Source organism: Pseudomonas graminis (genome assembly GCF_900111735.1).
Classification (GTDB): domain Bacteria; phylum Pseudomonadota; class Gammaproteobacteria; order Pseudomonadales; family Pseudomonadaceae; genus Aquipseudomonas; species Aquipseudomonas graminis.
In genome coordinates, this window is sequence record NZ_FOHW01000003.1 from 142,024 (window position 1) to 157,571 (window position 15,548).

Consider the following 15,548-nt stretch of genomic DNA (forward strand, 5'->3'; position numbering starts at 1 on the left):
GACTGGGTGATCGGTTTGGCGCGCAGGGTTCCTACCATGGGGGACTTCAAGCATCGACCATCGATCAACGGCTTCGGCCCCGAGAGGAAACCCACAATGAGCACATCAAAAACCCTGTTCATCACCGGTGTCAGCAGCGGCTTCGGTCAAGCGCTGGCGCAACAGGCGCTGGCGGCGGGTCATACGGTGATCGGCACCCTGCGCAATGAAGACGCCGTGCAGGCATTTCAAGCCCAGGCACCCGGTCGCGCCCACGGCGTGCTGCTGGACGTCACTGATTTCGACGCCATCGACCGCGTGGTGGCCGAGGTCGACAACGCGTTCGGGCCCATCGACGTGCTGGTCAACAACGCCGGCTATGGTCACGAAGGCATTCTGGAAGAGTCGCCGCTGGAGGACTTGCGTCGGCAGTTCGACGTCAACGTGTTCGGCGCGGTGGCGATTATCAAGGCCTTCGTGCCGCTGTTCCGTCAGCGCCGCCGCGGGCACATCCTCAACGTCACCTCCATGGGCGGCTTCATCACGATGCCGGGGATTTCCTACTACCACGGCAGCAAGTTCGCCCTGGAAGGCATTTCGGAATCCCTGAGCAAAGAGCTGAAGCCTTTCAATGTGTTTGTCACGGCGGTGGCGCCGGGTTCGTTTCGCACGGACTGGGCCGGCCGCTCGATGCAGCGTACGGCGCGGCAGATTACCGAATACGACGCCAGCTTCGACCCGATCCGCAAGGCCCGCGAAGAGCGCAGTGGGAAGCAGCCGGGGGATCCGGTCAAGGCTGCCGACGCGATGCTCAAACTGATCGACAGCCCCAACCCGCCGGCGCATCTGTTGCTGGGCAGCGATGCGTTGAAGCTGGTGCGGGAGAAGCTCGCGCAGCTGGAGGCTGAGTTTGCGGAATGGGAAGAAGTGTCGCGGTCGACGGATGGGTGAGTGAGGACTCATTCGGTCGCGTGTGCTGATACGCTGATATTTCAGCCGCCACCGCAACACGTGTAGGAGCGCGCTTGCCCGCGAAATGGCCGATACACGATGCATGTGTGTCGTCTGTACCCAAGCCTTCGCGGGCAAGCGCGCTCCTACAGGGTGCGCGTCAGCCAACAAGAGTGACGTCTGGTCCGACAACAGACCTCAGCTACACCCCACCGCGGCTGAATATCCGGATCACTTCATCCAGATGCTCCGCCATCGCCTGCCTCGCGGCTTCTGCATCCCGGTTTTGCAGGGCGTCGAGGATCAGGCGGTGTTCGTGCTCGGAGCGGAACGGCATGTCGTCGGAGGTGTAGTGCGCCTGCAAGCGCTGGAACATGCTGCCGTACTGATGCCCGAGCAGGTGCTTGATCATCAGCGCATAGGCCGGATTGCCCGAGGCCTGGGCGATGCGAATGTGGAACAGGCGATCGCCGGGGTGGGTGTGGGAATGCTCGCGGTTGTCCCGGGCGTTGCGTTCGAAGGCCTCGCGGATCGCGTCGAGTTCTTCATCGCTGGCGTTTTGCGCGGCAAGCGCCGCCGCTTCCGGTTCGATCAGCCGACGCGCCTGAAGCAGGGCAAACGGCGGAATCTCCGCGCTGAAATCCACCTCGATGCCCAGCTCCGGGTCGACGTCCTTCCACTGATCCCGGGTGACCTGGGTCATCACCGGTTCATCGGACAGCTTCTGCCCCGGCGGTTCGCAGACCAGCACGCCATTACCGACGCGCACATCCACCAGCCCGATCACCTCCAGCGCGATCATCGCCTCGCGCACCGACGCCCGGCTCACCCCCAGCATCTTGGCCAGTTCACGTTCGGCCGGCAGGCGGCTGCCCGGCGGAAATTCACCGCTGTCGATCAACGCGCGCAGCTGATCGGCGATCTGGCGATAAAGTCTCTGGTTATCAATTACTTGGATTGGCATCGGGCATCGGCTCGGAAATTTTCAGCGCACTGGATCGACAAATGGCCTTGTTGCGGTCAAAGACAAGTGCTAAAAACAGGACCAATGGCCTGACCATTGGAGCGCTGCAGTGAGCGGAGCATAGCAAAACCCAACGGGGTTCGGCGTGTTTCAGACCCAACTCGATGCGCTGCACTGGTTCGATCAACAGACCTCGAAAGCCCCGTACGCAGACAGGTCGTCTCAACAATAAAAACAAGGGATCAACATGGACCTCACCGGTAAGCGAGTGCTCATCACAGCCGCCGCCCAGGGCATCGGTCAAGCCAGCGTCCAGGCGTATCTCAAAGCCGGCGCGGAAGTCTTCGCCGTCGACATCAACGGTGCAGCGCTGGACCACCTCCAAGGCGTGCAGAAACGTGTGCTCGACGTCACCGATCACGCCGCCATCGAACGGCTGGCCGCCGAAGTAGGCGCGCTGGACGTGCTGTTCAACTGCGCAGGCGTGGTGCACAGCGGCAATATCCTCGAATGCTCCGAAGACGACTGGCGCTTCGCCTTCGATCTCAACGTCACTGCGATGTACAAGATGATCCGCGCGTTTCTGCCGGCGATGCTGGCCAACGGCGGCGGCTCGATCATCAACATGTCGTCGGTCGCCTCGGCCATCAAGGGCGTGCCCAACCGCTTCGCCTACTGCGCGAGCAAGGCCGCCGTCATCGGCATCACCCGCTCGGTCGCCGCCGACTTTGTCGGGCAGAACATCCGCTGCAACTGCATATGCCCCGGCACCGTGGAATCCCCTTCCCTGCGTCAGCGCGTAGCCGATCAGGCGGCGCGCGAGGGCCGTGAGGAGGCCGAGGTGTACGCGGCGTTCGAAGCGCGCCAGCCCATGGGACGCCTGGGCACGCCCGAGGAAATTGCCCAATTGGCGCTGTACCTCGGTTCGTCCGCCAGCGGTTTTACCACCGGCACTGCGCAGATCATCGACGGTGGCTGGAGCAATTGAGCCCGCCGCCCATCCCGCGTATTCGTTACACCGAACTCTGATCAATCACCTTTAGAGGACACCCCATGAAATTGCTGCGTTACGGCGAACCCGGTCAAGAACGCCCTGGCCTGCTGGACAGCGACGGCCGCATTCGCGATCTCACCGATCTCATCGGTGACCTGTCGGGCACCGCGCTGAGCCCGGAAAGCATCGCGCACTTGCAGTCCCAAGACGTCAACAGCCTGCCGCTGGTGGAAGGCAGTCCGCGTATCGGCCCTTGCGTCGGCCAGATCGGCAAGTTCATCTGCATCGGCCTCAACTACGCCGACCACGCCGCTGAAACCGGCGCGGACATTCCTAAAGAGCCGATCATTTTCAACAAGTGGACCAGCGCCATCGTCGGCCCCAACGACAATGTGGAAATCCCGCGCAATTCGAAGAAGACCGACTGGGAAGTCGAGCTGGGCGTGGTCATCGGCAAGGGCGGTCGTTACATCGACGAGGCCGATGCGCTGGAACATGTGGCGGGTTATTGCGTGATCAATGACGTCTCCGAGCGTGAATTCCAGCTCGAACGCGGCGGCACCTGGGACAAGGGCAAGGGTTGCGACACCTTCGGGCCGATCGGTCCGTGGCTGGTGACCCGCGATGAAATCGTCGACCCGCACCAGCTCAACCTGTGGCTGGAAGTCGACGGCAAGCGCTACCAGAACGGCAACACGCGAACGATGATTTTTCAGATCCCCAAACTGGTCAGCTACCTGAGCCAGTTCATGAGCCTGCAACCGGGCGACGTGATTTCCACCGGCACGCCGCCGGGCGTGGGCCTCGGCATCAAGCCGGAGCCAGTGTTCCTGCGCGCCGGCCAGACCATGCGTCTGGGGATTGAAGGGTTGGGTGAACAGCAGCAGCTTACTGTCGACGCATGACCTATAGGAGTGACCGGTGTGGCGCTCCACCTTGCTCCTACAGGTCATCGGGTCAAAATTCGGGGCACACGCAAATCCACTGTAGGAGCAATCGGAGGTTACGACGGTCGCGAAAACTATGGGTCTGGCGCATCCGCGTTGCCTTATCCACAGCGTTCGCGAGCAAGGTGGAGCGCCACCCCGGTCACTCCTACAAGGATCTCCATCCCGCGGAGATCCATGGGGTAGCAAGTAGACAGATTTTTCCCAAGTTCCAAAGCAAACCGCGCTGCCCATAACAATGCCAAAGGGACCCGCCATGACCACCATCACCGCCTTGCGCGTTGAAGACATTCGTTTCCCCACGTCGCAATTCCTCGACGGCTCCGACGCGATGAACCCGGACCCCGATTACTCGGCGGCCTACGTCATCCTTGAAACCGATCACCCCACCCTGCAAGGCCACGGCCTGACCTTCACCATCGGGCGCGGCAACGAGATCTGTTGTGCCGCGATCAACGCACTGGCCGGCGTGATGGTCGGCTTGAAGCTGGAGTGGATAGCCGAAGACATGGGCCGTTTCTGGCGCCACGTCACCAGCGACAGCCAGTTACGCTGGATCGGCCCGGACAAGGGCGCGATTCACCTGGCGACCGGCGCCGTGGTCAATGCCACCTGGGACCTGTGGGCCAAGTCCGAGGGCAAACCGGTGTGGCAACTGGTGGCGGAAATGACCCCGGAGCAACTGGTGCGCTGCATCGATTTCCGCTACATCACCGACTGCCTGACACCGGACGAAGCCCTGGCTCTGCTGACCGAGCGCGCCGAGGGCAAGGCGCAACGGCTGCGGACGCTGCTCGCCGACGGTTACCCCTGCTACACCACCTCGGCGGGCTGGCTGGGCTACCCGGACGACAAGTTGCGCCGACTGTGTCAGGAAGCGGTCGATGGCGGTTTTTCCCACATCAAACTCAAGGTCGGTCGCGACCTGCAGGACGACATTCGCCGCGTGCGCATCGCCCGGGAAGTGCTGGGGCCGGATCGCCATCTGATGATCGACGCCAATCAGGTCTGGGAGGTCAAAGAAGCCATCGACTGGGTCCGCGAGCTGGCGTTCGCCAAGCCCTGGTTCATCGAAGAGCCGACCAGCCCCGACGACGTCGAGGGCCATCGCACGATCCGTCTTGGCGTCCACCCGGTGAAGGTAGCGACGGGTGAGATGTGCCAGAACCGCATCGTCTTCAAGCAACTGATCATGCGCGGCGCCATCGACGTGGTGCAGATCGACGCCTGCCGCCTCGGCGGGGTCAACGAGGTGCTGGCGGTGATGTTGATGGCTGCCAAATACCAGCTGCCGGTCTGTCCCCATGCCGGCGGCGTCGGCCTGTGCGAGTACGTGCAGCACCTGTCGATGATCGACTTTCTGTGCATCGCCGGCACCCATGAAGGTCGGGTGGTGGAGTACGTCGATCACCTGCATGAGCACTTTGAAGACCCGTGTGTGATTCGCGATGCGGCGTATCTGCCGCCGGCCGCACCGGGTTTCTCGATTCAGATGAAGGCCGCTTCGCGGGAGCGGTATGCGTACGTGAAATGAGCATAAATCTCTGTGGGAGCCGGCTTGCTGGCGAATGCGTGCGTTCAGACGCTGCCGGGGCGCCTGGCCCATCGTATTCGCCAGCAAGCCGGCTCCTGCAAATGCGCGCCCGCGCGTAACTTGCGCCAGGCATGAAACGGACGGAGTACAACAACAATGTCGTCCCGACACTCAAGCGTTCCGGCACCGCCCTTGCGGGTGGATGCCCACCAGCATTTCTGGACTTACGAAGCCAGGAATTACCCTTGGATTGACCAGCGCCATGCCGCGTTGCAGCGGGATTTTCTGCCGGGGGATTTGAAACCGCTGCTCGATCAGCACGGGATCGACGGCTGCATCGCGGTGCAGGCGCGGCACAGTATCGATGACACGGATGCACTCCTGTCCCATGCGGCTGAGCATCCGTGGATCTTCGGGGTGGTCGGCTGGGCGGATCTGCGCGCGGATGATCTCGACGTGCAACTCGCACGCTGGGGCGACCCTCATAAAGGCGCGCAAAAACTGGTCGGCCTCCGTCACCTGGTCCAGGACGAACCGGCGCCCTCGCTGTTTTTGCAGGACCCGGCGTTCGCCCGGGGTATGCGGCAGCTGCAAACCCTCGGGCTGACGTACGACGTGCTGATAAAAGACAAAGACCTGCACGCCGCCACTGACTTCTGCCGGCGGCACGATCAGCATCACTTGATCCTCGATCACCTCGGCAAACCCGACCTGTCCCTGGAAGATCCCATCGCCTGGGCCGATCGGCTCGCCCCGCTGGCCGCCCTGCCCCACGTCGCCTGCAAACTCTCCGGGTTGATTACCGAAGCCGACTGGCAACGCTGGCGACCGGTGGAACTGCTGCCGTATTTCTATCTGGCGCTGGAATTGTTCGGGCCGCAGCGACTGATGTTCGGTTCCGACTGGCCGGTCTGTCAGATCGCCGGCAGCTACAGCGACGTTCACCAGCTGTTTGAATCCGCCATCAGCACACTCTCCGTCGATGAGCAAAACGCGCTGCGCGGCGGTACCGCCATTCGCCTCTATGGCCTGCAAGGAAACTGCCCATGAATCTGCACCTGCAAGACAAAATCATCATCGTCACCGGCGGCGGCTCGGGGATTGGCGCGGCCATCTCGCTGGGGCTGGCCGAAGAAGGTGCGATCCCGGTGATCTTCGCCAATCAGCCGCTGCCTGCCGAATTGGCCGCCGAGCTGGACAGACGCCAGCCGCAGACCCTGTTCGTCCAGGTCGAGCTGCGCGATGAGGCCGAATGTGCGGCGGCGGTGAGCCAGGTGCTGGAGCGTTTCGGGCGCATCGACGGGCTGGTCAACAACGCCGGGGTCAATGACAACGTCGGACTGGAGGCCGGTCGCAGCGCCTTTATCGAGTCGCTGGAGAAGAACCTCATTCACTACTACGTCATGGCGCATTTGTGCGTCGACGCGCTGAAGGCCAGCAAGGGTGCCATCGTCAACATCGGCTCCAAGACCGCCCTCACCGGTCAGGGCGGCACCAGCGGCTACACCGCGTCGAAAGGTGCGCAACTCTCGCTGACCCGGGAATGGGCGGCGTCTTTGTTGAGCGATGGCGTGAGGGTGAACGCGGTGATTCCGGCCGAAGTCATGACGCCGCTGTACGAGCGCTGGATTGCCAGCTTCGACAACCCTGACGCGAAGCTGGCGAAGATCGTCGAAAAAATCCCCCTCGGCCAGCGCATGACCACGCCGACGGAGATCGCCGACAGCGTGCTGTTCTTGCTGTCCCCGCGGGCGTCCCACACCACCGGGCAATGGCTGGTGGTCGACGGCGGCTATACCCACCTCGACCGGGCACTGACATGAGTACCGGCATGGCTGCGCAGCGGTTCTGTCTGGCCCTGGACCTGGCCGATGACGAGGCGTTGATTGCCGAGTATGAGCAGTTGCATCGGCGCATCTGGCCGGAGATTGCCGGGCACCTGCGCGGCCAGGGCGTGCTGGACATGCAGATCTGGCGACTGGGCACGCGGCTGTTCATGGTCATGGACACGGCGCCGGGCTTCAGCGCGGACGCGATGGATCAGGCGTCAGCGGACAATCCCAAGGTGCAGGAATGGGAGGCGTTGATGTGGCGGTTTCAGAAGCCGACGCCGTGGACCGATCCGGGCAATAAATGGCAGCCCATGGCGCAGATTTTTAGCCTGGCGGATCAGCCGCCTTGAAGCGCCTCAATTGTGGGAGCGAGCTGGCTCGCGATTGTGCCGGCCCATTCAACATCACTGGCGGCTGATGTATTGCAATCGCGGGCAAGCGCGCTCCTACAGGTCCGTGGATTGATGCGATCTCGGCATTAACCAGGCACCTGCTTCATCACGCTGCACGCTTGAACAACAACAAAAAGGAGAGCGTTATGTTGACCAAACAAAGCAAAGTCCAGACTGGGGTGTACCGGCACGCTGAGCCGTCGGTGCGGGTGGCGTTGATGCTGGTGACCAGCCTGTTTTTTCTCTGGGGCCTGTCGTACGGGCTGCTCGACGTATTGAACAAGCACTTTCAGGAAACGCTGCACGTCAGCAAGGCTCAGTCCGGGCTGCTGCAGGCCGCCTACTTCGGCGCGTACTTCATCATCGCCCTGCCCGCCGGCTTTTTGATGGACCGCTTCGGCTATAAAGCCGGGATCCTGCTGGGCCTGTGTCTGTATGCGGCTGGCGCGTTGCTGTTCATGCCGGCGGCCAACGCGGCGAGCTTCCCGTTCTTCCTGCTTGCGCTGTTCGTCATCGCCCTGGGGCTGGGTTGTCTGGAAACGGCGGCCAATCCCTACGCCACCGTGCTGGGGGATCCGAAAGGCGCCGAGCGACGACTCAATCTGGCGCAGTCGTTCAATGGCCTTGGCCAGTTCGTCGGGCCGCTGCTGGGTGGCGCGCTGTTCTTCGGCAACAACGCCAGCAGTGACAACAGTTCGCTGCAAACCACCTACGTGGTGATCGCCGTGATCGTCCTGCTGGTGGCGGCGCTGTTTGCCCGCACGCCGATGCCCGATCTGCGCGAGCAGGAATCGAGCATTCAACGCCACGACAACAAGACCCTCTGGCAGCACCGCGAATTCGTCGGTGGCGTGGTCACGCAGTTCTTCTACGTGGCGGCGCAGGTGGGTGTCGGCGCGTTCTTCATCAACTACGTCACCGAGCACTGGGCCAGCATGACCAGCCAGAGCGCCGCGTACCTGCTGTCGGTGGCGATGATCTGCTTCATGTGCGGGCGTTTCTTCAGCACCTGGCTGATGGGTCGTATTTCGGCGCAGCGGTTGTTGATGGTGTACGCGTGGATCAACGTCGCGCTGTGCGCGGTGGTGGTCAGTGGGGTGGAAAGCCTGTCCGTGGTGGCGCTGGTCGCGGTGTTCTTCTTCATGTCGATCATGTTCCCGACCATCTTCGCCATGGGTGTGAAAAACCTCGGCCCGCACACCAAACGCGGCAGCTCGTTCCTGATCATGGCTATCGTCGGCGGCGCGCTGATGCCGTATTTCATGGGACTGGTGGCGGACCACTTCTCCACGGCGCTGGCGTACCTGCTGCCCCTGGGATGTTTTGTGGTGGTGGCGTTTTATGGGCGTGCCGGGTTGCGTGGGCGGGAGGCGTGATCTTGCTTTTGCGGTGTGACGACTGACGCTTTCCCGGCTGAAGCCGGTCCTACTATCGAGTTTCAGCCAGTCCCAATGATCGTGCCCGCGCTCTGCGTGGGTATGCATCCCGTGACGCTCCGCGTCGCCTCGCGCAAAACCCGGAATGTGCGTCGTTTCATCGACGCAGAGCGTCGGGGCCTGCATTACCACGCGGAGCGTGGGAACGATCAGACGCCTTCCCGGCTGAAGCCGGTCCCACTATCAGGTTTCAGCCAGTCCCAATCGGTGTGCGCGACGCCTTTGTGGGACCGGCTTTAGCCGGGAAGAGGCCGGTGGTATCACCCTTACTTTTGTAGCGTGACGACGGGCGCCTTCCCGGCTGAAGCCGGTCCCACAGTGTGTACGCGGTCAGTCAGGAGAGCGGGCAGTTGCCGCAGTAGTCAAGGCCGTTTACCCGGTAACGGATGCAGCACACGCGGCGTTGGCGCTTTGGTTCGTCTTGCCCTTCGACCTTGAGGTAGCGCACGGGTTGGTAGAGCGGATTGCGGCGTCCGTCGGGGAGAAGTTGCGCGTTGAGTAACTGGTGAAAATGGGTCAGATCGGCGTGGGGCATCGCAGTGGCGAGCACGCCCAACAGCCATTCGAAATAGTTGCCGGCGTTGCTCCACAGCACTTTCGGCGACAGGCGCACATGCCGGGCCAAGGCCTCGATGAACGGCCTGAGGTGATGTTCGAGCAACTCATCGAAACGCTCGAAAGCATCGGCCGGGGTGGGCCTCCAGCGCTGTCCCGCGTGAGGCAATTTGAACCCGGCAGGCAGGCTATCGTCGTTGAGGATCAGTTGTACTTGATCCAGGTGCAGTGGCAGGCGCTGGTCAAGGATCAACGACGCCGCCACCACCGGCGGAATCAGTTTGATGAAGTAGTACTTGCTCCAGATCGACGCCAGTCCGCGCGGGTCGCTGTCGGGATAGGCGCTGCCGAATCGCGTCAGCACCTCGTCCAGGTATTCGCTGGTCAGAAACGTGCGCAGGGGCACGCCGACGCGGGGATCGTCCGGCAGCACGAGCACGTCGCGGTAATGCTCGAAATCGGCAATGAACAACGGCGCCAGCGCAGGAATCATGGTCTGATTGCCTGCGCCGACGGGCTGTTCAATTGAGCGCAATCAATGGGACTGTTGCCGTGCCAGCACCCACAACCCCTGCTCCAGTGCTGGGAACAGGCTGTTGTTGAAGTTGTTCCAGCGCAGTTCGAGGATGGTCTCGTCGGGGGCGATGGGCGTGTCGAGCACGTCGAACACCACCTCACCGGAATCGATACCGGTGTCGACGTAATGGAACGACGCGCCGGTCATGTTCACCACCGGAATGTCGACCGTCTCCCGTGTGGTCCAGTCGATCACCTTCTTGCCCCGGGCGCCGTACAGCGCGTCGAGGGTGGCATAGGCGCCGCGCCGCTCATAAGGCGACTCCAGGCGCGTGATGCCCGGGTGCACGTTGAAGATGCGCCGATGGAAATCAGCGCCTTCGCGCACCAGTTCGTCGAGGATCACCAACAGCCCGTCGAGCACCACAATGTCGGCGCCCAACGCGTGCAGCCGCTCGCCCAGACGTCGCTCGAAATCCGACTTGCCGGCCGGCCGTGCGCTGTGGTCCAGGGGCAAGGCGCGGTAGCTCGACGGCACGTTTTCCAGCAGGTCATCGACCTTGCGCCCCTGCACCGTGAGGCCCGTCGGGTAGAACCAGTGGGCGCCCTGCCCCGGCTTGAAGCCGTAATCCTTGATGCTCTCGCGATCCCGGGCGGACTCGGGGTTTTCGTCGTAGATGATCGCTTCCAGCGAGTAGTGATCGCCGAGGGCGGTGTCGTTGAGCGCCTTGACCAGGTACTCCAATGGCGAAGTCATGTAACGCTGCTCGCCGTGGTAATCGACATATTGACCGGCCTTGTCTGCCGCGGCGTTACGCAACGACCAGACGTACACAAGTTTGGTTTTCTGCATGAATATCGGACTCAGGAAAGGGTGTGCAGGGTGTTGCCGCTGACGCCTTCGGCCATGGCAACCACGACTTTTCGTTCGCCGCTGAACGGCTTGCGCGAGTGCGCCGTGAGCATGTTGTCGAGCATCAGCACATCACCCGTCTGCCACGGAAAGACCACTTCGCATTCGCTCAGCACGCCACGAATTTCCGCCAGGGCGTCGGCCTCCAGCGGGCTGCCGTCGCCGTAGTAGACATTGCGCGGCAGGCCTTCTTCGCCGACGGTGTCGAGGAGGATTTCCTGCATCTCCTCGTCGAGGTTCGACAGGTGGAACAGATGCGCCTGGTTGAACCAGACCCAGTCCTTGGTGCGCGGATGCTGGGCCACGCCTTGCACCAACTGTCGGGTGTGCAGGTCGCCGTCCTCGTTCCAGTCGCAGTGGATGCCACGGGGGCGGCAGTAGGCTTCGACGTCACTGTGGCGGTCGGTGTTGAAGACCTGCTGCCAGGTCAGGTCCAGGCCATTGCCGTAGTTGCGCACGTACATCAGGCGCTTTTCTTCGAAGCGTTTGCGCAGCGCGGGGCTGATGCGCTGGAACACCCGGCGGCTGTCGGCAATCGGCGTCTCGCCTCCGCTGATGGCGGCTTTGGCGCAGTAGAAGAAGATGCGCATGGGCCATTCAGTGGTGTAGGCCTGTTCGTTGTGCAGCGGGATCGAGCGGTGCGCCGGGTATTCGGTGGAGGTGTAGACGCCTTTGCCATCGACCTGGCTGCGCGGGGTGGAGCCGAATTCGTAGTTGAGCAGCGGGTGGCCAAACGAGGCGGCGAATTGCTGGAAGCCTTCGACGCCTTCGGGGGTGAAGCCGCTGAAGAGGATGGCGCCGTCGCGCTCCAGGGAGTGGTCGACGACGCTGCGCAGGGCGTCGATTTCGGCGGCCAGGGAGACGCCGGTCTGGCCGGGCTGGACGCGCAGGGGAAAGCCGGCTTCGAGGCGCAGGCGTTCGGGGGTGAGCATGCGCATGTTCATGGGCGTTACGCTCCTGATACGTCGGAAAGAGGGGGAATCAGGCCATGGCCTTGCGCAGGCTGAGGGGGCGCATGTCGGTCCAGACGGTTTCGATGTGGTTGAGGCAGGTCTGTTTGTCGCCTTCGACGCCGACGCTTTTCCAGCCGTCCGGGATGGCTTTGTAGTCGGGCCAGATGGAGTACTGTTCTTCGTGGTTGATGACGACCCGGAACTGTGTGTTTTCGCTGTCGAAGCTCATGTGTAATCCCTCGTGGTGTTGGAACGGCGCAGGTGAGCGCGCCTTATCTGAAAGACGAACGAGGGGGCTGGATGGTTAGTGGTTTTCAGTAAAAAATCTGTTGCGCGTGAAGCTTGAAGATCAAAGTCAGGGGCGTCTGCCTGGGGGCAGACTGTTTCGCCTTCGGCGACTTACTTTTGAAAAGCACCAAAAGTAAGCAAAAGTGCCTGCTCCTGGTTCGGCCCTTCGTTCCTCAGGGTTCCTTCACTCCGGTCTCGCTCCGTGGGCCCGCCGCCATCCGCCATCCATGGCGGGGGGCGGCTCTCGCGGCATCCATGCCGCTCGGCCCACGGACCGAGACCTGCGTTCAGCCTGCACCCAAGTCGCGTTTGGCGGTGACTGGGCTTTTTGTGTACGAAGATCAAAAGCAGATCGAGGGCGAATTTGATCGTGATCGTTCCCACGCTCCGCGTGGTAATGCCGCCCAGGACGCTCCGCGTCCCTTCGGTGGGGTGACGCGGAGCGTCAGAGGATGCATGCCCACGCGGAGCGTGGGCACGATCAGTACAGGGAGGGGGTGCAATCAGCAAAAATTGTTGGCGCCTGGGCTGGCCTCTTCCCGGCTGAAGCCGGTCCCACTAATTAGACCGCGCACGACTGTAGGACGGCTTCAGCCGGGAAGCCGTTGCCGTTGCCGTTGCCGTTGATTTTGATCTTCATACGCAGAAAGTCCAGGCGACACCCATCGCGACTTGGGTGCAGGCTGAACGGAGGTCTCGCGCAGTGGGCCGAGCCGCATGGATGCGGCGAGAGCGCCGTTGCGGACATGGATGTCCGTTCGGCGCGGGCCCACGGAGCGGGACCGGAGTGAAGGAACCCGACGAAGTCGCGCCCAACCAGGAGCAGGCACTTTTGCTTACTTTTGGTGCTTTTCAAAAGTAAGTCGCCGAAGGCGAAACAGTCTGCCCCCAGGCAGACGCCTTTGATGTCAAGAGCGGGTTACCAGCGGAACGCCACAGTCCCCATCACGGTCCGCTCTTCGCCCCAATAACACCGACCCGCGTTATTGCAGCCGCTCACATATTCCTTGTCGAACAGATTCTTCGCATTCACATCCACAGACCAATGCTTATCGATGTCATACCCCACCAACGCATCCACCAGCGTCACATCACCCGTCTTCAACTTCCCGTACAACGTCGGCGCGGTATACGCGAACGTATTATCGAAATAACGCACCCCGCCGCCCACACGGAAACCGCTCATCGGGCCATCGAGGAAGCGATACGTCGCCCAGGTACTCGCCTGGTTACGCGGTATGCCGGTCAACTGATGATCCTCGTACAACGAACCCGGACTGTCCTTCGTCACCCGCGCATCGGTGTAGGTATAAGACGCCGTCAGGCTCAGGTTCTTCGTCACATCACTGTTGACCTCCAGCTCCACGCCCTTCGACTCGCTCTTGCCGATCTGACGGCTGAACCCGTTCGAGCCGGCAATCACGTCGTGGGTCTTGGTCAAGTCAAACACCGCCGCGCTGAACGTCGTGTTCCAGCCAGCCGGCTCGTACTTCAGGCCCATCTCGTACTGCTCGCTGAGGATCGGGTCCAGCAACTCGCCGTTCGGTTGCGACGACTGCTGCACCGGCGTGAACGCCGTCGAGTAACTCACGTACGGCGAAATACCGTTCTCGAACTGGTACATCAAGCCGGTCTGCCAGCTGAAACGATGGTCCCAGCCGTCCAGGTCCGATACGCCACTGATGGTGCCGGCGCGGTTGCGGTACTGGCTGTTGACGAAGTCCTGACGCCCGCCCAGCAGGTAGATCCAGTTGTCGTACTTGCTCTGAAGCTGGCCGTAAACGCCGTACATCTGCTGATCCAGCTGCGAGTTCTGAACCGTCGCGAGCATGCGCGGTTTACCCGACGGGAACACCGGGTTGAAGGCGTTGTAGGTACCGCCGTTGCCGGCCGCCCAGTCCTGGTTGTACGAAGTGCGGTCGTAGCTCGCGCCCAGCAGCACGGTGTTGTCCAGCGCGCCGGAGGTGAAGTGGCCTTCGAACTGGTTGTCCAGCGAGTAAGTGATCGACTTGTTGTCGCGATCGTACGCGGTGCTGGTCAGGGTGCTGCCAAAACCGGCGTTATTCAGGTTGTTCGGCCAGGTCTCGTGACGGTCCAGGCGCGATTCCATGAAGCGCGAGTTCTGGCGGAACTGCCAGGTGTCGTTGAACTGGTGCTTGAACTCGTAACCCAGGGTCCAGGTTTCGCGTTCGAAGTCGTCCCAGTTCGGGTTGCCGTTGAACTGGTCCTTGCCGATCTTGCCGTTGACGTTGTTCAGCAAGGTGCCTGCAGCGGGGTAGCCGAGCAGCAGCTTGGTGCGGTCGCGCTGGTAGGACGAGAGCAGGGTCAGCGCGGTGTCTTCGTCGAAGTTGAAGGTCATCGACGGCGCGATGTAGATGCGGTCGTCAGGCACCGAATCCACCTGGGTGTCGGCGTTGCGGCCGAGCATGACCACACGGCCGAGGATGCGGTTGTCGTCGGTCAGCGGGCCGGAGACGTCGAGGGACAGCTGACGGCGGTTGTTGCTGCCGTAGGAGAATTTGGCTTCACCCTGGGCGGTTTCGGTCGGGCGCTTGCTGACCAGGTTGACCAGCCCGCCCGGCGCGTTTTCGCCGTAGAGAATCGAGCTCGGGCCGCGGAACACTTCGGTGCGTTCCAGGCCATAGGGTTCGGTGGTGGTGTCGTAGCGGTTGCCTTGCAGACGCAGGCCGTCCTTGAGCAGGCCGTAACCGTAGTCGGTGGCGTTGTAGCCGCGAATGGAGAACAGGTCGCCCGCGAGGCCGTCGCCGACGGCGAATGGCGGGGCGAAGATGCCGGGGACGTAACCAAGGATGTCGGTCAGGGTTTGCGAGCCCTGATCCTGAATGCGCTGGCGTGTGACGACCGATACCGAGCGTGGGGTTTCCGACAGCGGTGTGCTGGTCTTGGTACCGGCCGTGCTGTTTTTCACCTGATAGCCAACGGTTTGCTCCCCTTCGGGCGCTTCGCCGGTGACCACCGAATTCTGCAGTTCGATAGTGGCGCCCTGCTCGGCCTTGACCGGAGCGTCCGCCGCCCATGCCGCGCCGTGGCAGGCGACCGTTGCGATCAGCGCTGCCAAGGCATTGACCTTGAATTGACCCTTGTTATTGCTCGCCATCCGAACTCCCCCTCCCTTTGATATCACACGGGGCAACGCCCCAAAATTGACCGCTTATGTCAAAAAAGCGTGAAAATGTAACAAAGAACGTTTCTCATTACCATTCTTATAATAAAAAAAGGGCGAAGGGCCATCGCGGCTCCTACGCCCTGTTTCAACGCTGTTACAACAAGGCT

The 15,548-nt window shown here is 62.1% G+C and carries 14 protein-coding genes; 8 read left to right on the forward strand and 6 right to left on the reverse strand.

The annotated features are described in order from the left end of the window. The first annotated feature begins 96 nt into the window (after positions 1 to 96). Entirely contained in the window at positions 97 to 930 is an 834-nt protein-coding gene (locus BMY98_RS04125; protein WP_074885074.1) for an oxidoreductase, read from the forward strand. 202 nt (positions 931 to 1,132) lie between these two features. Here the strand turns inward: BMY98_RS04125 and BMY98_RS04130 are convergent, their stop codons facing one another. After that, positions 1,133 to 1,894: a FadR/GntR family transcriptional regulator gene (locus tag BMY98_RS04130; RefSeq protein WP_074885077.1), complete on the reverse strand. Its 762-nt coding sequence runs from the start codon at positions 1,892 to 1,894 to the stop codon at positions 1,133 to 1,135. A gap of 247 nt (positions 1,895 to 2,141) precedes the next feature. On the opposite strand from BMY98_RS04130, the gene BMY98_RS04135 reads away from it, so the two are divergent. From BMY98_RS04135 to BMY98_RS04165, 7 genes are all read left to right on the forward strand, one after another. Then, positions 2,142 to 2,882 carry an SDR family oxidoreductase gene (locus tag BMY98_RS04135; RefSeq protein ID WP_074885079.1) on the forward strand — a complete coding sequence of 247 codons (741 nt, stop codon included), beginning with the start codon at positions 2,142 to 2,144 and terminating at the stop codon, positions 2,880 to 2,882. A gap of 65 nt (positions 2,883 to 2,947) precedes the next feature. Then, entirely contained in the window at positions 2,948 to 3,793 is an 846-nt protein-coding gene (locus BMY98_RS04140) for a fumarylacetoacetate hydrolase family protein (protein WP_074885081.1), read from the forward strand. Between the two features lie 298 nt (positions 3,794 to 4,091). Continuing rightward, positions 4,092 to 5,369, forward strand: a complete 1,278-nt coding sequence (locus BMY98_RS04145) for an L-fuconate dehydratase (protein ID WP_074885084.1) — start codon at positions 4,092 to 4,094, stop codon at positions 5,367 to 5,369. A 156-nt stretch (positions 5,370 to 5,525) separates the two neighbouring features. Further along, positions 5,526 to 6,419 (forward strand): amidohydrolase family protein, encoded by an 894-nt coding sequence (locus BMY98_RS04150; RefSeq protein ID WP_074885086.1) that lies wholly within the window; start codon positions 5,526 to 5,528, stop codon positions 6,417 to 6,419. After that, complete coding sequence (locus BMY98_RS04155) at positions 6,416 to 7,192, forward strand: L-fucose dehydrogenase (RefSeq protein WP_074885089.1); 777 nt, start codon at positions 6,416 to 6,418, stop codon at positions 7,190 to 7,192. Before BMY98_RS04150 ends, BMY98_RS04155 begins: the two co-directional genes overlap by 4 nt. Positions 7,193 to 7,200: 8 nt before the next feature. After that, on the forward strand, positions 7,201 to 7,551 hold the full coding sequence (locus BMY98_RS04160; RefSeq protein WP_074885092.1) for an L-rhamnose mutarotase: 351 nt from the start codon (positions 7,201 to 7,203) through the stop codon (positions 7,549 to 7,551). Between the two features lie 188 nt (positions 7,552 to 7,739). Then, positions 7,740 to 8,969, forward strand: coding sequence for a sugar MFS transporter (locus tag BMY98_RS04165; protein ID WP_074885095.1), 1,230 nt, complete (start codon positions 7,740 to 7,742; stop codon positions 8,967 to 8,969). 394 nt (positions 8,970 to 9,363) lie between these two features. Here BMY98_RS04165 and fhuF read toward each other — a convergent pair whose 3' ends face one another. From fhuF to BMY98_RS04190, 5 genes are all read right to left on the reverse strand, one after another. Continuing rightward, complete coding sequence (fhuF, locus tag BMY98_RS04170) at positions 9,364 to 10,077, reverse strand: siderophore-iron reductase FhuF (protein ID WP_074885098.1); 714 nt, start codon at positions 10,075 to 10,077, stop codon at positions 9,364 to 9,366. A gap of 42 nt (positions 10,078 to 10,119) precedes the next feature. Beyond that, positions 10,120 to 10,953, reverse strand: a complete 834-nt coding sequence (locus BMY98_RS04175; protein ID WP_074885099.1) for a formyl transferase — start codon at positions 10,951 to 10,953, stop codon at positions 10,120 to 10,122. Positions 10,954 to 10,964: 11 nt separating this feature from the next. Next, positions 10,965 to 11,957: a TauD/TfdA family dioxygenase gene (locus BMY98_RS04180; RefSeq protein ID WP_074885102.1), complete on the reverse strand. Its 993-nt coding sequence runs from the start codon at positions 11,955 to 11,957 to the stop codon at positions 10,965 to 10,967. A 37-nt stretch (positions 11,958 to 11,994) separates the two neighbouring features. After that, positions 11,995 to 12,195 carry an MbtH family protein gene (locus BMY98_RS04185; protein ID WP_074885105.1) on the reverse strand — a complete coding sequence of 67 codons (201 nt, stop codon included), beginning with the start codon at positions 12,193 to 12,195 and terminating at the stop codon, positions 11,995 to 11,997. Positions 12,196 to 13,173: 978 nt separating this feature from the next. Then, positions 13,174 to 15,372 carry a TonB-dependent siderophore receptor gene (locus tag BMY98_RS04190; protein ID WP_083398711.1) on the reverse strand — a complete coding sequence of 733 codons (2,199 nt, stop codon included), beginning with the start codon at positions 15,370 to 15,372 and terminating at the stop codon, positions 13,174 to 13,176. Positions 15,373 to 15,548 lie beyond the last annotated feature (176 nt).

Bases quoted from the DNA above. Each gene is read 5' to 3' on its own strand.
- BMY98_RS04125 (WP_074885074.1), top strand. From the start codon at position 97: ATGAGCACATCAAAAACCCTGTTCATCACCGGTGTCAGCAGCGGCTTC.
- BMY98_RS04130 (WP_074885077.1), bottom strand. From the start codon at position 1,894: ATGCCAATCCAAGTAATTGATAACCAGAGACTTTATCGCCAGATCGCC.
- BMY98_RS04135 (WP_074885079.1), top strand. From the start codon at position 2,142: ATGGACCTCACCGGTAAGCGAGTGCTCATCACAGCCGCCGCCCAGGGC.
- BMY98_RS04140 (WP_074885081.1), top strand. From the start codon at position 2,948: ATGAAATTGCTGCGTTACGGCGAACCCGGTCAAGAACGCCCTGGCCTG.
- BMY98_RS04145 (WP_074885084.1), top strand. From the start codon at position 4,092: ATGACCACCATCACCGCCTTGCGCGTTGAAGACATTCGTTTCCCCACG.
- BMY98_RS04150 (WP_074885086.1), top strand. From the start codon at position 5,526: ATGTCGTCCCGACACTCAAGCGTTCCGGCACCGCCCTTGCGGGTGGAT.
- BMY98_RS04155 (WP_074885089.1), top strand. From the start codon at position 6,416: ATGAATCTGCACCTGCAAGACAAAATCATCATCGTCACCGGCGGCGGC.
- BMY98_RS04160 (WP_074885092.1), top strand. From the start codon at position 7,201: ATGGCTGCGCAGCGGTTCTGTCTGGCCCTGGACCTGGCCGATGACGAG.
- BMY98_RS04165 (WP_074885095.1), top strand. From the start codon at position 7,740: ATGTTGACCAAACAAAGCAAAGTCCAGACTGGGGTGTACCGGCACGCT.
- fhuF (WP_074885098.1), bottom strand. From the start codon at position 10,077: ATGATTCCTGCGCTGGCGCCGTTGTTCATTGCCGATTTCGAGCATTAC.
- BMY98_RS04175 (WP_074885099.1), bottom strand. From the start codon at position 10,953: ATGCAGAAAACCAAACTTGTGTACGTCTGGTCGTTGCGTAACGCCGCG.
- BMY98_RS04180 (WP_074885102.1), bottom strand. From the start codon at position 11,957: ATGAACATGCGCATGCTCACCCCCGAACGCCTGCGCCTCGAAGCCGGC.
- BMY98_RS04185 (WP_074885105.1), bottom strand. From the start codon at position 12,195: ATGAGCTTCGACAGCGAAAACACACAGTTCCGGGTCGTCATCAACCAC.
- BMY98_RS04190 (WP_083398711.1), bottom strand. From the start codon at position 15,372: ATGGCGAGCAATAACAAGGGTCAATTCAAGGTCAATGCCTTGGCAGCG.